Genomic DNA, 14,781 nt, shown 5'->3' with positions numbered 1-14,781 from the left:
CGGGGCGACTGCCCCCGGTGGTGCGATTTCCTTACACCTTCGAGACTCCTCCTAAGGCCCCCGTCGCCGCATCGGACGGATGCCTTATCTCCACGGCCCCGGCGGTCGGGGGCATACCTAGGCCGGGGCGGGGCCGCCTTAGGCCCCCACGGGTTCGGCCCCGCAGAGGCCTACCCCGCGCGCAGGGAGCGCTTCAGCCGGGCGGCGGCGGCCACGGCGGGCCACAGGCGGGTGGCGAGGTTCCGCGCCAGGATGCCGCCCCGCGTCGCGGGCACCATGAGCGCCGACGCCTGCCCGACGGCCCGCTGCCTGGGCTCGACCAGGCGCCGGTGAGTGGCCTCGTACCGGCGGAAGGCCGCCTGGGGGTCGTCCGGACTCGCGGCTAGCTTCTCGGCGAGGGTGAACGCCCCGGCCATGGCCATGGTGGAGCCGTCTCCGAACAGGGAGACGCAGGACGCGGCGTCACCGAGGAGGACGACCCGGCCGTTCCACCAGCGCGGCAGGCTCACCCGGCTCACCGAGTCGAAGTAGAGGTCGTCGGCGGCGCGCACCCGCTCCAGGAGTTCGGGCACGCGCCAGGAGACGTCCGCGTACGCGCGTGTCAGCAGCCGCTTGTGCTGCTCGACGTCGCGGTGGTCGAAGCCGGGTTCCGCCGGGCTGCGGTACAGGAAGAACGCGCCGCTGGGCGTGGAGCTGACGGCGACCGCCTTGCCGGGGACGTTGTGCATGAGGATGTCCCGGTCAGGCCCGGACCGGCCCGGGAACGGCAGCGTCGCGACGTAGAGACCCATGTGGCGCATGAGTCCGTCCCCCGTGCCGAACGTCAGCCGGCGGGTCAGCGAATGCAGGCCGTCGGCGCCGATCACCACGTCGAAGCGGCGGGGCCCGGCGCGCTCGAAGGTGACCTCGACCCCGCGCCCGTCACGGTCGAGGGTCACGACGGAGTCGTCGAAGAGGAACTCGGCGTGGTCGCGGCTCGCCTCGTACAGGATCGCCGCGAGATCGCCGCGCGGTACCTCGACCTCGTCCGGCTGCTGGAAGGCGCGCATGTCCATCCGGCCGACCCGCCTGCCCGCCGCGTCGACGAAGGTGAGGCCCGTCGTGCCGGTCGCGGCCTCGCGCAGCCGGGGCATGACCCCCATCTGCTCCACGACCTGTACGGCGGGGCCCCTGACGTCCACCGGGTTCCCGCTGGAGCGCGGCGTCCCGGCGCGTTCGACGACGGTGACCTGGAAGCCGTGCCTGGCCAGCCAGTAGGCCGCCGTCGGCCCGCCGACCCCGGCTCCGGAGATCAGGACTGTCCGCTCGGTCATGACACCTCACTAACCGGATGAAACTCCCCCGCCTAACCGGTCGTGCATGGGAATCGATGTCAGCATCGCCGTTCCGGGATTTCCGATCAAGAGCGAGGCTTCCTGAGAAAGCATCCATACGTCGGAAATATGGATGTTTATGGGGTTCTTCCGGGTTGTTTCCGGTGTCATGTTTGAGGCAGCCCGGCCGGCTGTGGCTCCTGACCGAAGGAGTCTTCAAGGATGAACCCCAGAACGAAGTTGGGCGCCGTCGTGGCCGTGGCCGTGATGGGGGTGTCCGGGCTGACGGGAAGCGCCGGAGCCTCCCCGGGAACACCGGACCAGCGCGCGGTCGCCGGCGCGGACAGGAGCATCCGCGAGCACGCGGAGGAACTCCGTCTCGCGCCGGGAGACGCCCTCACCCCTCCCACGATCACCTCGGGGCCGGGCGGCCTGCGTTACCTGCTCTACCGGCGGACCCACCGCGGGCTGCCGGTGCACGGCGGCGAGGTGATCGTGTCCACCGACCGCACGGGCACCGTGGTCAACGCCGTCGTCACCGGCCAGCAGGCCACGCTGAACCTCGGCGCGGCGGGCGTGGCGCCACGGGTGAGCGCCGCGGAGGCCGCCGCCAAGGCCCTCGGCGAGACCGCGGGGACGGGAGAGAAGGCCGGGTACGGCGTCGGCACGCCCAGATTGCTGGTCCACGCCACGACCGGCCGTCCCAGGCTGGCTTGGGAGGCCGTCGTCACCGGCGGGACGCAGGCGGCTCCCGTCTCGCGGCGTGTCTTCGTGGACGCCCTCGACGGGACCGTCGTCGAGTCCGTCGACCAGATCGCCCACGGCATCGGCAACAGCCGTTTCAACGGCAACCCGGTGACCATCCGGACCGCGACGTCCGGGGGGCGCTACTCCATGCTCGACCCGAGCCTCCCCAGCCTGCAGTGCGGGGGCATGTCGGGCACCCCCTACACCAAGTCGACCGACAACTGGGGCAACGGGCAGGGCACCAACCTGGAGACGGCCTGCGTCGACGTCATGTTCGGAGCGCAGAAGTTCTCGGACATGCTCGCCCTGTGGATGAAGCGCAAGGGGATCAACGGCACGGGAGGCGGCTATCCGGCTCGGGTCGGACTGAACACGGTCGACAACCAGTGGAACGGCAGCTACGTCTATTTCGGCCACAACCAGGCGAACCGCGAGCAACTCGTCTCGCTGGACATGGTCGCCCACGAGTACGGCCACGCCGTCTTCGACACCTCGGGAGTCGGCGGCCCCGCGAGGGACGCGGAAGGAAAGGCGCTGGCCGAGTCCACCGGGGACATCTTCGGCGCGCTGACCGAGCACTACGTCAACCACCCCGCCGACCTGGACGAGCCGGACTACCTGGTCGGCGAGGAGGTGAACATGGTCGGCACCGGCCCGATCCGCTACATGTTCAATCCGTCCCTCGCGGGCGACCCGAACTGTTACCCGGTGCCCTCGGGCCTCGATCCGCACAGGGCGGCGGGGCCGCAGAACCACTGGTTCTACCTGCTGGCCGAGGGCACCAATCCGGTGGGCAAGCCCGTGAGCCCGGTCTGCGGGGGGCCGTCGAGGCTGACCGGCATCGGGATCGTCAAGGCCGGGCAGATCTTCTACTCGGGGCTGCAGCTCAGAAGCTCCGCCTGGACGCTCGGCAGGAGCAGACTGGCCACCGTCCACGCGGCCAAGATGCTCTTCACCTGCGCGGAGGTGACCGCGACCAAGGCGGCGTGGACCGCCGTCAACGTCGGCCCGCAGTCCGGTGAGGACACCTGCTGATCTCTGGGGCGGGCGGGGTTTTTTCAGCCCCGCCCGCCCCCTCAGGGGGAAGATCCCTCCGATTTCCCGAAGGAATCGGCGAATGTTGACGAAAACCGGTGCCGTGACTGGCCGACACCCGGTTTGGAACTGAAGACACCAGTCGGCATGCTGGAGAGGTGTCGACTATGACTCCTTCGCTCGCCGACGTGGCCTCGTCCAACGTCGCGTTGCGAAACCTCCTCCACGGCCTACCCGGTGTCGACCGTGTGGGCGCCGACCAGCGAGCCGCGACGCTCGGCACCCGATCGATCAAGACCACGTCCAAGGCGCTGGCCATCGACCTCGCCATCCGCATGGTGGACCTGACCACCCTCGAAGGGGCCGACACGCCGGGCAAGGTGCGCGCGATGTGCGCCAAGGCGGTCCGCCCCGATCCCGGTGACCCCTCGGTGCCGAAGGTGGCCGCGGTGTGCGTCTACCCCGACCTGGTCCCCCGCGCGGTCGAGGCGCTCGCCGGTTCCGGGGTGCGGGTCGCCAGCGTCGCCACCGCCTTCCCCAGCGGCCGTTCCTCCCTGGACGTCAAGGTCGCCGAGACGGCCTTCGCGGTCGCGGCGGGCGCCGACGAGATCGACATGGTGATCGACAGAGGCGCCTTCCTGTCCGGCGACTACCTCAAGGTCTTCGAGGAGATAGCCGCGGTCAAGGCGGCGTGCGGTACGGCGCACCTGAAGGTGATCCTGGAGACCGGCGAGCTGGTGACCTACGACAACGTACGGCGCGCGGCCTGGCTGGCCATGCTGGCCGGAGGCGACTTCGTCAAGACCTCGACGGGCAAGGTGCAGCCCGCCGCGACCCTGCCGGTGACGCTGGTGATGCTTGAGGCGGTCCGCGACTTCCTGGCCGTCACGGGCCGCAAGGTCGGGGTGAAGCCCGCGGGCGGCATCAAGACCACCAAGGACGCGATCAAGATGCTGGTGCTCGTCAACGAGACCGTCGGCGACGGCTGGCTCGACCCCGCCTGGTTCCGGCTCGGCGCCTCAAGCGTGCTCAACGACCTGCTGATGCAGCGTCAGAAGCTGGCCACGGGCCGCTACGCCGGTCCCGACTACTTCACCCTGGACTGATCGATGTTCGAATACGCACCGGCCCCCGAATCCCGCGCCGTCGTCGACATCAGGCCCTCCTACCGGCTGTTCGTCGGCGGCGAGTGGGTCGACTCCCAGGGCGGCACCGCGCACAAGACCGTCAACCCCGCCTCCGAAGAGGTCCTGTCCGAGGTCGTGTGGGCCACCGAGGCCGACGTGGACAGGGCGGTCGGCGCCGCACGCAAGGCCTTCGGCGCCTGGTCGGCGATGCCGGGCTCCGAACGGGCAAAGTACCTGTTCAGGATCGCCCGCATCATCCAGGAACGCTCGCGTGAGCTGGCCGTGCTGGAGACGCTCGACAACGGCAAGCCGATCCGCGAGTCCCGTGACGTGGACCTGCCGCTGGTGGCGGCGCACTTCTTCTACTACGCGGGCTGGGCCGACAAGCTCGGGCACGCGGGGTACGGTCCCGACCCCAGGCCGCTGGGCGTCGCGGGCCAGATCATCCCGTGGAACTTCCCGCTGCTCATGCTGGCCTGGAAGATCGCGCCCGCGCTGGCCTGCGGGAACACGGTCGTGCTGAAGCCCGCCGAGACGACCCCGCTGACCGCGCTGCTGTTCGCCGAGATCTGTCAGCAGGCCGACCTGCCGCCGGGCGTGGTCAACATCGTGACCGGCGCGGGCGAGACCGGCGCGGCCCTGGTCGACCACCCCGACGTGAACAAGATCGCCTTCACCGGCTCGACCGAGGTGGGGCGCCGGATCGCCAGGTCCGCCGCGAGCTCCGGCAAACGGCTCACCCTTGAGCTCGGAGGCAAGGCCGCCAACATCGTCTTCGACGACGCCGCTCTGGACCAGGCCGTCGAGGGCGTCGTCAACGGCATCTTCTTCAACCAGGGGCACGTGTGCTGCGCGGGCTCCCGCCTGCTGGTCCAGGAGTCGGTCGCCGAGGAGCTGCTCACGGCACTGAAGCGGCGCCTGAGCACACTGCGCCTGGGCGACCCGCTGGACAAGAACACCGACATCGGCGCGATCAACTCCGCCGCCCAGCTCGCCAGGATCCGTGAGCTGTCCGACGCCGGGGAGGCAGAGGGGGCCGAACGCTGGTCCCCGGTGTGCCCGCTGCCGGAACGGGGCTTCTGGTTCCCGCCGACGATCTTCACCGGGGTGGCGCAGTCGCACCGGATCGCGCGAGAGGAGGTCTTCGGGCCTGTGCTGTCCGTGCTGACCTTCCGTACGCCCGCCGAGGCCGTGGAGAAGGCGAACAACACCCCCTACGGCCTGTCCGCGGGGGTGTGGACCGAGAAGGGCTCACGCATCCTGTGGATGGCGGACCGGCTGCGCGCCGGCGTCGTGTGGGCCAACACCTTCAACCGGTTCGACCCGACCTCGCCGTTCGGCGGTTACAAGGAGTCGGGATACGGCAGAGAGGGCGGACGACACGGGCTGGAGGCGTATCTCGATGTGTGACCACCGCGAGTCCGGGCGCCGTCGCCGCCGTGGCCAGGCGACCAGGGGACACGGCTTCGCCAGGGCGGGCCGTCCCGCGCTGCGCGGCTGGTTCGCCCACCGGTGCGGGGTGAGCCGCTGCGGTCAGGTCTTCGTGCCCGCCCGGCTCTCCCAGCAGGAGAGCACGTGGAGAGGGCGGGGCGATGAGTAAGACCGATCCCGTACGGCTGGCCGTACGCAAGACCTACAAGCTGTACATCGGCGGGGCGTTCCCGCGCTCGGAGAGCGGAAGGTCCTATCCGGTGACCTCCTCCAAGGGCGACTTCCTGGCCAACGCCGCGAAGGCGTCCCGCAAGGACGCCCGGGACGCGGTCTCCGCGGCCCGCAAGGCCTTCCCCGGCTGGTCGGGCGCGACGCCGTACAACCGGGGTCAGATCCTGTACCGGGTGGCCGAGATGCTCGAAGGGCGCCGGGCGCAGTTCGTCGCGGAGCTGGTCGCGGCGGGCGCGGGCCGGGCCGAGGCGGGCAGGAACGTGGACGCGGCCGTCGACCGGCTGGTCTGGTACGCCGGATGGTCCGACAAGATCACCGCGGTGGCGGGGGCGGCCAACCCGGTCGCCGGGCCGTACTTCAACCTCTCCACGCCCGAGCCGACCGGGGTCGTCGCGGTCGTCGCGCCCGAGGACCCGCTGCTCGGCCTCGTCTCGGTCGTCGCCCCGGTGATCGTCACCGGCAACACCTGCGTCGTGGTCGCCGGTGAGCGGGCGCCGCTGCCCGCCGTCACGCTGGCGGAGGTGCTGGCCACCTCCGACCTGCCCGGCGGGGTGGTCAACGTGCTGACCGGCTCGACGGCGGAGATCGCGCCCTGGCTGGCCTCGCACATGGACGTCAACGCCCTCGACCTCACCGGCGTCGCGGAGGCGGAGCCGGCGGTCACGTGCGAGGAGGCGGCGGCGGAGAACCTCAAGCGGGTCCTGCGCCCGGTGCCGGTGACCGACTGGTACGCCGACCCCGGAACCCGGCGGATGACCACCTTCCTGGAGACCAAGACGGTCTGGCACCCGACCGGCGTGTGACCGCCCCGGTCCGTGGCGGAACCCTCCGCCACGGACCGGGGGACCTCTTCACGAAGGGGCGTGGCGGAGCCAGGGGTGGGCGGCCTCCAACTGCTGGGCCAGGCCGAGCAGGCGGGCCTCACCTCCCGGCGGGGCGACGAGCTGCACGCCGATGGGCATGCCCGTCGAGTGCCAGCCGTACGGCACGCTCATGGCGGGCCAGCCGGCCATGTTCCAGGCGCCGGTCGCCGGGGCGTAGGTCAGGTTGACGCGGGTGTTGTCCAGCAGCCCCCGGCGGCCCCAGCGTTCGGCGGGGGGAGGGGAGGCGGCGAGCGTCGGGGTGATGAGCACGTCGGCCTTGCCGAACCAGTGGTCGGCGCCCCGGGCGCGCCAGCGTTCCCTGCCCCGCGAACCGTCCTTGCCGATCCTGGCCAGCAGCCTGCCCGCCCTGGCCAGTGCCCGGGTACGGCGCTCAAGTCTGCGGGAGTCGAGTCCCCGGGTCTCGCGCAGGGCACAGGCGAACCAGGCGGCGATCGTGGCGCTGCCCAGCCAGCTCGGCAGCCGCGTCTCGTGCTCGACCACGGTGTGCCCGGCGGCGGCCAGGGTGTGGCCCGCCTCGACGACCGCCCGCTGCAGCTCGGGGTCGATCGCGAAGCCCGGCGGCACCGGCAGGCGGGCCACGCCGACCCGCAGTCCCGAGGGGCGCGGCGGGATCGGCGCGCCCCGTCCTCCGTCGCTCCACAGCGCCCCGTCGTCGCCAGAGGAGCCGGGAGAGCCGGACGTGCGGTGGGAGGTGGTGGGCAGGGCCAGGGACATGTCGCCCGCCATCACCGCGAGCGCCAGCGCCAGGTCGGTCACGGTCGTGGCCAGCGGGCCGTTCTCCGCCATGCCGTACCAGTCGTGCTCCGGGGGCGGGACGACCTTCTGGCCGGGCTTGATGGCGACGATCCCGCAGCAGGCGGCGGGGACGCGCAGGGAGCCGAGGCCGTCGGTTCCGTGGGCCAGCGGGACCATCCCGGCGGCGACCGCCGCGGCGCTGCCGCCGGAGGAGCCGCCGGGGGTGCGCCGGGGGTCCCACGGGTTGCGGGTGACGGCGTAGACGCTGTCGCAGAAACCGGCCAGGGACAGTTCGGGCACGTTGGTGATCCCGACGACCACCGCCCCCGCCGCCCTGAGCCTGGCCACCACCGGGTGGTCCTCGGCCGCCGCGACGGAGGAGGTGGCCGCGGAGCCGTTCCGCATGGACTCGCCCCTGACCGCGACGACGTCCTTGATCGCGACGGGCACGCCCGCGAGCGGCAGCGTGGCCAGGTCCTCGCGTTCCTGCAGGGCCCGCGCCTCGGCGAGCGCCCGTTCCGTGCGGACCCTGCGGAAGGCCCCGATCCGTCCGTCACGTTCGGCGATCACCCGGAGGTGGTCCTCGACGACCGAGGGGGCGGTGACCTCCCCCCGGCGTACGGCCTCGGCTATCTCGGCTGCGGACCTTCCCACCCAGGACATGAACCGAGTGTTATCCGGCAAGTGCGCCAGGGGAAGCGCATCACGTCTCAATCAGATGACTTGTCCGGCTCATCGGCGTTATCCGCCCCGGCGCGCCGCAGATCGCGGCCCGCCCCCTTGAGCGCCAGGCGCAGCGCGTACTCCAGTTGGGCGTTGACGCTCCGCAGATCGTCGGCCGCCCACTTGGCGATCGCCTCGTAGACGGCCGGATCGAGTCTGAGCAGGACTTTTTTCCGCTCAGGCATACAGGCTGCCGGCGTTGACCACCGGCTGGGTAGCCCGGTCGCCGCACAGGACGACCAGGAGGTTGGACACCATCTGGGCCTTTCGCTCCTCGTCGAGCTCCACGACGCCCTCCTCGGCCAGCCGGTTGAGTGCAAGCTGGACCATACCAACGGCGCCGGAGACGATGTGCGTGCGAGCCGCGACCACCTGGGCGGCCTGCTGGCGGACCAGCATGGCCTGGGCGATCTCGGGGGCGTAGGCCAGGTGGGTGATGCGGGCCTCAAGCACCTCGACCCCGGCCAGTTCGGTGCGGTCGACCAGTTCGGTGGTCAGCTCGGCGGCCACCTCGGCGCCGTCGCGCAGGCTGGTGCCGCTGCCCTCGTGGGAGTCGTAGGGGTGGCTGGTGGCCAGGTGCCGCACGGCCGCCTCCGACTGGATCGCGATGTACTCCTCGTAGTCGTCCACGGAGAAGGCCGCCTTGGCGGTGTCGGTCACCCGGTAGACGACGACGGCCGCGATCTCGACGGGGCTGCCGTCGGCGTCGTTCACCTTGAGCTTGGCCGTCTCGAAGTTGCGCACCCGCAGGGTGATGCGGCGCCTGGTGGTGAAGGGAAGCACCCACTGCAGGCCCGCGTCGTTGACCGAGCCGACGTAGCGGCCGAGGAACTGCACGACCTGGGCCTCGTTGGGGTTGACCACGACGAAGCCGCTGCCCAGGACGACCAGGGCCAGCACCGCCACGACCCCGGCCACGATCTTGACGACGTCGCCGCCGGAGAACGCGATCCCGGCCAGGACGGCGAGGAGGACCAGAAGTCCGAGGAGAACGGCGAAACCGTTGATCCGGAAGGCACGTCGTTCCATGTGCTCCACCTTTGCTATCGGAATGATATCACTAAGATAGCGCGTGATCATCGATGTGTGAACCGGAATTCGGCACGCTCAGTGACAGAGGGGACGGCCAGGGACTCTTCGCTCAGCGTGCGGCCGGTACGGCGGGCGGCCCAGGGCCGCTTCACCCGGCGCTGAGGGCCCGGGGCGAGGGCCGCGATGAGGGTCCGTGGTGGGGATCTGTGGTGAGGGGCGGCGGTGAGGGGTCAGCGCCGGGGGTTGGTTCGGCGGGTGGCCGTCGCGGACAGCGGGTCCTCGGGCCACGGATGCCGGGGATAGCGCCCGCGCAGCTCCGCCCTGACCGAGCGGTAGCCGTCGCCGCGCCAGAACGAGGCCAGGTCGTCGGTGACCGCGGCGGGCCGCCCGGCGGGGGAGAGCAGGTGGACGACCGGCGCGACCCCCGCGATCCTGGGCGCCTCGTCCCAGCCGAACAACTCCTGGAGCTTGACGGCCAGCACCGGCCGCTCACCCGAGTAGTCGATCCTGATCCGCGACCCGCTGGGCACCTCGATCCGCTCGGGAGCGGTCTCGTCGAGACGCGCGCTCCACGGAACCAGCCGGCCCAGGGAGCCCGCCACGTCCAGCCGTTCGAGGTCGGCCCTGCGACGGGCCCGCGACAGTTCGGGCTCAAGCCACAGATCGACCGCGTCGAGCAGGGCGTCGTCGTCCACCGCGGGCCACGGCTCACCCAGCGCCCGGTGGCAGAAGGCCAGCCGTTCCCGCAGGGCGACGGCCTCGGGGGTCCAGCGCAGGATCGACAGACCCTCGGCGCGCAGGCCGGACAGGAGGGCGGGCCTGACGTCGGCGTCGGGCAACGGGACCGAGGACAGCTCGACGGCGCCCAGGCGTTCGACCCGGCGGGCCGAGACGTCACCGCGCCGCTCACCCGGCGGGACCCGCCACACCACCTCCTCCGCACGGTCGTACAGAGGGGCGGCGGCCAGCCTGGCGGTCTCCTCGTCGATCACCACGGCCTGTCTGACCCGGGCGGCGGCCGACCCCGCGGGCCGGTCGGCGACCGCGACCGCGAGCCACGGCGCGCTCCCCAGTCGCGACCCGGAGGGCAGCTCGGCGGCCGTCCCCGAGGCCATCAGATAGGAGCCGCCCCGGCGCCTGGCCACCCGCTCCGGATAGGCCAGCGCCACCACCAGCCCGGCCACCGCGTCGTCCCCCATGCCCGAAGGGGAGGCGCGACCCGCGTCGCGGGCCAGCCGCCGCGCCTCCTGACGCCAGCGGGCGGCGAAACCGTCCCCGCCCCGCCGTACGGCACGCCAGAACGCCACCAGGTCGTCCCCCGCGTCCCCCGGCAGCCGCTCGGACAGCAGCGCCACCACCTCGGCCGCCTCCGGCCCCACGTCCAGCAGGGCCCTGGCCAGGCGGGGATGGACCCCCACCCCGGCCATCTCCCGCCCCCTCGGCGTGACACGGCCCCCGGGGGAGTCGAGGGCGCCGAGCGCGTGCAGGGTACGGCGGGCCGCCTCCATCGCGGCGGCCGGAGGGGGATCCAGCAGCGCCAGACCGCTCGCGGAAGGGTCCCCCCAGCAGGCCGCCTGCAGGGCGAAGCCCGTCAGATCGGCCAGTGCGATCTCGGGGGCGGAGTGTTCGGGCAGCCGTTCGTGCTCGACCGGCGACCAGCACCGGTAGACCACCCCCGGCGCCTCGCGCCCCGCTCGGCCCGCGCGCTGGGTCGCCGAGGCCCGGGAGAGCCGCACGGTGGTCAGCGAGCCGAGCCCCCTGGCGTGGTCGGTCCTCGGCTCCCTGGCCAGCCCGGAGTCCACGACGATCCGGACCCCGGGAACGGTCAGGCTCGACTCGGCGACCGAGGTGGCCAGTACCACTCGCCTGCGCGTGCCCGGCGCGAGCACGGCCTCCTGGACCCGGGCCGGGGCCTGGCCGTGCACCTGGAGCACCTCGACGTCCCCGAGGGGATGCGCGGCCACCCTGGCGATCTCCCCGACCCCCGGCAGGAAACACAGCACGTCCCCCTCGTGCTCGGCCAGCGCCCGCCGTACGACGGCGGCGACATGGGCCAGGAAGGCCGGATCGACCCGCAGGCCGTGCGGGGGAGCGACCGTGGCGGGGGCGGGCGCCCAGACCGGGGTGACCGGGTGCGCGACGCCCTCGGCCCGCACGACCGGCGCGGGCGGCCCGTCCTGGCCGAGCAGCGCCGCCAGGGGAGCCGCGTCCGCCGTCGCCGAGGCCGCCACGATCCGCAGGTCGGGCCTGAGCGCGGACCTGACATCCAGCAGGAAGGCCAGGGCGGTGTCGGCGTCCAGGTGGCGTTCGTGACACTCGTCGAGCAGCACCACGTCCACACCGCCGAGCTCGGGGTCACGCTGGAGCCGCCGCAGCAGCACACCCGTGGTGACGACCTCGACGACCGTCTCGGGCCCCGCCCGCCGCTCCCCCCGTACGGCGAAGCCGACCGGCCCGCCGACCTCGGACCCGAGCAGCCACGCCATCCGCCGCGCCGCGGCCCGCACCGCCATCCTGCGCGGCTCCGCCACGATCACCCTGCGCGGCTCCGCCATCGCGACCCTGTGCGGCTCCGTCGCGACGAACGGCCGGACCGGCGGGTCACCGACCAGCCCGGCCAGGGCGAGCGGGACGAGCGTGGTCTTCCCTGTCCCCGGCGGCGCGGTCAGCACGGCCGTGCCGTACTCGTCGAGGGCGGCGGACAGCTCGGGCAGGGCGTGCCGGACGGGAAGGGCGGACCAGTCGGGGCGCACGGGGAACTACCGGGATCTCACGGGGTTCTCGTGAGGCTCCGCCGGGGACCTCACGAAGGGCTCTGCCGGGGTTCTCACGGGGCCTCAGGACATGGGGTCGAGGACGCCCGTGCTCACCAGGGCGATGATGACCAGGCCCAGGATGATCCGGTAGATCACGAAGCCGGTGAACTTGTGGGTGCTGATGTACTTCAGGAACCACGCGACCGCCGCGTAGCCGACGACGAACGAGATCACGGTGGCCAGGATCGTCGGCCCCCAGTCGGGGCTGTCGGCCTCACCGATCTTGAACAGCTCCAGCACGCCCGCGCCGAGTACCGCCGGGATGGCCAGCAGGAAGGAGTACTTCGCGGCCTCCTCCCTGCGGTAGTCGAGCAGCAGACCCGCGCTGACCGTGCCGCCGGAGCGGGAGACGCCGGGGATGAGGGCCAGCGACTGGGCGAAGCCGTAGATCAGGGCGTGCGGGAAGCTGAGGTGGCGCTGCAGGGTCAGCTTGTTGCGGGCCGTACGGTCGGCGAACCAGAGGATCACGGCGAAGACGATCAGGGTCGTGGCGATCAGCCGCAGGTCGCGGAAGACGGTCTCGATGCTGTCCTTGAACAGCAGGCCGAGCACGACGATCGGCAGCGTGCCGACGATGATGTACCAGCCCATCCTGGCGGCGTGGTGGGAGCGCAGGTCAGGCGTCCACAGGGACCTGACCCAGGTGGAGATGATCTCCCAGATCTCCTTGCGGAAGTAGATGACGACCGCCGCCTCGGTACCGATCTGGATCACGGCGGTGAACGCCGCGCCGGGATCGGTCCAGCCGAACAACGCGGAGACGACTCTGATGTGGGCGCTTGAGGAGATCGGCAGAAACTCCGTCAACCCCTGAACGAGGCCGAGGACCACCGCTTCGAACCAGCCGATCAACTTGGGCACCTTCCGTCCCGGAGTACGTGCGTGACGTAGGCGAGGCTAGCGGAGCCGGGCACCTGACGTGACCCGGTCATTCGGCCGATACGCCGGTGTCATCCGAATCCGTGGGCCAACCGGTAGTCCTCCATGAGGACGTCACTCTGGAGGACAAGATGACCGAGTTCACGGAGTACGTCGCGCAACGTCATGAACGGTTGCGAAGAACGGCGTACCTCCTCACCAGGGACTGGGCGATCGCCGAGGACCTGGTGCAGACGGCGCTGGCCAGGGCATGGCTCGCCTGGCGCCGGATCGACGGCGACCCCGATCCGTACGTGTACCGGATCATCGCCAACACCCATGCCTCCTGGTGGCGGCGACGCTGGCGGGGCGAGGTCCCGACGGAGGTGATGCCCGACCGGGACGACGGACGGGACTTCACCCGGGAGATCGGCGACCGGGACGCGCTGTGGACGGCGATCGGCACGCTGTCGGGGCGTCAGCGCGCCGTGGTCGTCCTGCACTACTTCGAGGAGATGACCCTGGCCCAGGTCGCCGGCGTGCTCGGCTGCTCGGTCGGGGCGGTCAAGAGCCAACTCGGCAGGGCACTCGCCCGGCTGCGGGTCGACCAGGGGGTTCGGACGATGACGGGAGCACAGCGATGAGCCACACCGAGCACGACCTGAGGGAACTGCTCGCCGAACGCAGCACGGGCGGCCACGGGGGCGGCGCCCGGCTTGAGGACATTCTCACCGAGGGCAGGAGGATCAGACGGCGCAGGTGGGCCGCGGTGGGAACGGTCGCCGCCGTGACCGCCGCCGCGCTCGTCCTGACGCCGACCCTGCTGTCCGGCGGCACGCGGGACGGCGGCACGCGGGGCGGCGGCAGCATCATGGCCCAGGTGGGCGAACCGATCAAACAGGTGGGCGAAGAGGGAGTACGGCTGGCGGGCGTCCGCTCGGAGGAGACGGGGAAGGCGGAGCGGCTCTCGTTCGTCCCGAAGAGCGAAAAGACCTCCTACCGCGTCAACTGCGCCCATGCGAGCCGGGTGTTCGTGCGCTACGGCGACCGGGTGGACGTGGGCACCTGCGGGGAGAACGAGCGGGGACAGGAGTGGACGGCGTTCGGCAGCCTCGACGGGCTCACCGCCGGGGTCCCCGTCACGGTCGAGGTGTTCACCGTCCCCACCACGGTCGAGGACGCCCCCAAGGATCCCTCTCCCGAGGAGCAGTCTCCCCAGGGGTACGACCGGGCGCTCGCGGACGCGGTTCGTGGCCCCGCCCTGTGGGAGATCGCGATCCACGACCAGGGGGTCTCCAGTGCCTCCTGTTCGCCGGACATCTGCCTGGACAACGGAGCCCGCCTCGCGACCCAGGGCGAGTTCAACCTCGGGGGCCTGCCCAACAGCCACCAGGTCGCGGGCGGTCACCTCACCCAGATCAACGAGAAGCACGCCTTCCAGGGCACGGTGGAGGGCAAGGGCCGGGTGTACGTCCGCTGCGAGGGAGAGGATCTGCACGCCCTCATCTGGGCGGACAAGGCCGACAGGACCGGGGTCCTCGCCAGGTCCGCACCCTGCGGCGCCAAGCCCGTCATGTGGGAGTTCTTCGGCAACGGTTCGGCGGAGGTCACGGTCGCCGTCGTACGGCGCGACCGGCTGCCGCGCGGGGGTGACCTCGGCTCCGACCTGCAGGCCGCCTCGAAGGAGGCCGACCGCCTGCTGTCCGGGCTCAGGCCCGAGGCGGGGTCCTGGCACGTCGCCCTGCAGCAGCTGGACTAGGAGCTGTTTGGGGTTCGGATCTAGGTGTGGCCCAGTGGCGGGCCGGCCGTGGCTGGTAGAACTCGGACGTGGCGCGTTTTGATGTGACCG

13 protein-coding genes are annotated in these 14,781 nt (G+C 71.8%); 7 read left to right on the top strand and 6 right to left on the bottom strand.

The genetic code is table 11. The features are described from left to right. Positions 1-170: 170 nt before the first annotated feature. Complete coding sequence (locus ABZ463_RS28120; RefSeq protein ID WP_362780610.1) at positions 171-1,313, bottom strand: FAD-dependent monooxygenase; 1,143 nt, start codon at positions 1,311-1,313, stop codon at positions 171-173. 222 nt (positions 1,314-1,535) lie between these two features. Between ABZ463_RS28120 and ABZ463_RS28115 the strand changes: the two genes are divergently transcribed. From ABZ463_RS28115 to ABZ463_RS28095, 5 genes are all read left to right on the top strand, one after another. After that, positions 1,536-3,095, top strand: a complete 1,560-nt coding sequence (locus ABZ463_RS28115) for a M4 family metallopeptidase (protein ID WP_362780607.1) — start codon at positions 1,536-1,538, stop codon at positions 3,093-3,095. Between the two features lie 167 nt (positions 3,096-3,262). Then, a complete protein-coding gene (deoC, locus tag ABZ463_RS28110; protein WP_352010758.1) occupies positions 3,263-4,201 on the top strand; it encodes a deoxyribose-phosphate aldolase in 939 nt (312 codons plus the stop codon). Positions 4,202-4,204: 3 nt separating this feature from the next. After that, the gene (locus ABZ463_RS28105; protein WP_352010757.1) at positions 4,205-5,632 is read left to right on the top strand and encodes an aldehyde dehydrogenase family protein; all 1,428 of its coding nucleotides are present in this window, start codon (positions 4,205-4,207) and stop codon (positions 5,630-5,632) included. After that, complete coding sequence (locus ABZ463_RS28100; RefSeq protein WP_352010756.1) at positions 5,625-5,822, top strand: hypothetical protein; 198 nt, start codon at positions 5,625-5,627, stop codon at positions 5,820-5,822. The genes ABZ463_RS28105 and ABZ463_RS28100 overlap by 8 nt, the downstream gene beginning before the upstream one ends. Beyond that, the gene (locus tag ABZ463_RS28095; RefSeq protein ID WP_362780604.1) at positions 5,815-6,687 is read left to right on the top strand and encodes an aldehyde dehydrogenase family protein; all 873 of its coding nucleotides are present in this window, start codon (positions 5,815-5,817) and stop codon (positions 6,685-6,687) included. The genes ABZ463_RS28100 and ABZ463_RS28095 overlap by 8 nt, the downstream gene beginning before the upstream one ends. Positions 6,688-6,735: 48 nt before the next feature. Here ABZ463_RS28095 and ABZ463_RS28090 read toward each other — a convergent pair whose 3' ends face one another. From ABZ463_RS28090 to ABZ463_RS28070, 5 genes are all read right to left on the bottom strand, one after another. Next, a complete protein-coding gene (locus ABZ463_RS28090; protein WP_362780601.1) occupies positions 6,736-8,166 on the bottom strand; it encodes an amidase family protein in 1,431 nt (476 codons plus the stop codon). A 47-nt stretch (positions 8,167-8,213) separates the two neighbouring features. Further along, on the bottom strand, positions 8,214-8,411 hold the full coding sequence (locus ABZ463_RS28085; RefSeq protein ID WP_352010753.1) for a hypothetical protein: 198 nt from the start codon (positions 8,409-8,411) through the stop codon (positions 8,214-8,216). Further along, positions 8,404-9,255 (bottom strand): SPFH domain-containing protein, encoded by an 852-nt coding sequence (locus tag ABZ463_RS28080; protein ID WP_362780599.1) that lies wholly within the window; start codon positions 9,253-9,255, stop codon positions 8,404-8,406. Before ABZ463_RS28080 ends, ABZ463_RS28085 begins: the two co-directional genes overlap by 8 nt. Positions 9,256-9,488: 233 nt before the next feature. After that, positions 9,489-12,011, bottom strand: a complete 2,523-nt coding sequence (gene hrpB, locus ABZ463_RS28075; RefSeq protein ID WP_362780597.1) for an ATP-dependent helicase HrpB — start codon at positions 12,009-12,011, stop codon at positions 9,489-9,491. Positions 12,012-12,095: 84 nt separating this feature from the next. Then, positions 12,096-12,935 carry an undecaprenyl-diphosphate phosphatase gene (locus ABZ463_RS28070; RefSeq protein WP_352010750.1) on the bottom strand — a complete coding sequence of 280 codons (840 nt, stop codon included), beginning with the start codon at positions 12,933-12,935 and terminating at the stop codon, positions 12,096-12,098. A gap of 149 nt (positions 12,936-13,084) precedes the next feature. Here ABZ463_RS28070 and ABZ463_RS28065 point away from each other — a divergent pair, with 149 nt between their 5' ends. Together ABZ463_RS28065 and ABZ463_RS28060 are read left to right on the top strand one after the other, a co-directional pair. After that, on the top strand, positions 13,085-13,576 hold the full coding sequence (locus tag ABZ463_RS28065) for a SigE family RNA polymerase sigma factor (RefSeq protein ID WP_352010749.1): 492 nt from the start codon (positions 13,085-13,087) through the stop codon (positions 13,574-13,576). After that, the gene (locus tag ABZ463_RS28060) at positions 13,573-14,691 is read left to right on the top strand and encodes a hypothetical protein (protein WP_362780593.1); all 1,119 of its coding nucleotides are present in this window, start codon (positions 13,573-13,575) and stop codon (positions 14,689-14,691) included. Before ABZ463_RS28065 ends, ABZ463_RS28060 begins: the two co-directional genes overlap by 4 nt. Positions 14,692-14,781: the final 90 nt, after the last annotated feature.

This window comes from Streptosporangium sp. NPDC020145 (assembly GCF_040631275.1).
GTDB lineage: Bacteria > Actinomycetota > Actinomycetes > Streptosporangiales > Streptosporangiaceae > Streptosporangium.
The sequence above is the reverse complement of the archived record's forward strand: the minus strand, read 5'-3'. Positions and strand labels throughout refer to the sequence as shown.

Coding starts and splice junctions, on each gene's coding strand:
- ABZ463_RS28105 (WP_352010757.1), top strand. CDS start 4,205: ATGTTCGAATACGCACCGGCCCCCGAATCCCGCGCCGTCGTCGACATC.
- ABZ463_RS28090 (WP_362780601.1), bottom strand. CDS start 8,166: ATGTCCTGGGTGGGAAGGTCCGCAGCCGAGATAGCCGAGGCCGTACGC.
- ABZ463_RS28085 (WP_352010753.1), bottom strand. CDS start 8,411: ATGCCTGAGCGGAAAAAAGTCCTGCTCAGACTCGATCCGGCCGTCTAC.
- ABZ463_RS28120 (WP_362780610.1), bottom strand. CDS start 1,313: ATGACCGAGCGGACAGTCCTGATCTCCGGAGCCGGGGTCGGCGGGCCG.
- ABZ463_RS28060 (WP_362780593.1), top strand. CDS start 13,573: ATGAGCCACACCGAGCACGACCTGAGGGAACTGCTCGCCGAACGCAGC.
- ABZ463_RS28095 (WP_362780604.1), top strand. CDS start 5,815: ATGAGTAAGACCGATCCCGTACGGCTGGCCGTACGCAAGACCTACAAG.
- ABZ463_RS28115 (WP_362780607.1), top strand. CDS start 1,536: ATGAACCCCAGAACGAAGTTGGGCGCCGTCGTGGCCGTGGCCGTGATG.
- ABZ463_RS28065 (WP_352010749.1), top strand. CDS start 13,085: ATGACCGAGTTCACGGAGTACGTCGCGCAACGTCATGAACGGTTGCGA.
- ABZ463_RS28080 (WP_362780599.1), bottom strand. CDS start 9,255: ATGGAACGACGTGCCTTCCGGATCAACGGTTTCGCCGTTCTCCTCGGA.
- deoC (WP_352010758.1), top strand. CDS start 3,263: ATGACTCCTTCGCTCGCCGACGTGGCCTCGTCCAACGTCGCGTTGCGA.
- ABZ463_RS28100 (WP_352010756.1), top strand. CDS start 5,625: ATGTGTGACCACCGCGAGTCCGGGCGCCGTCGCCGCCGTGGCCAGGCG.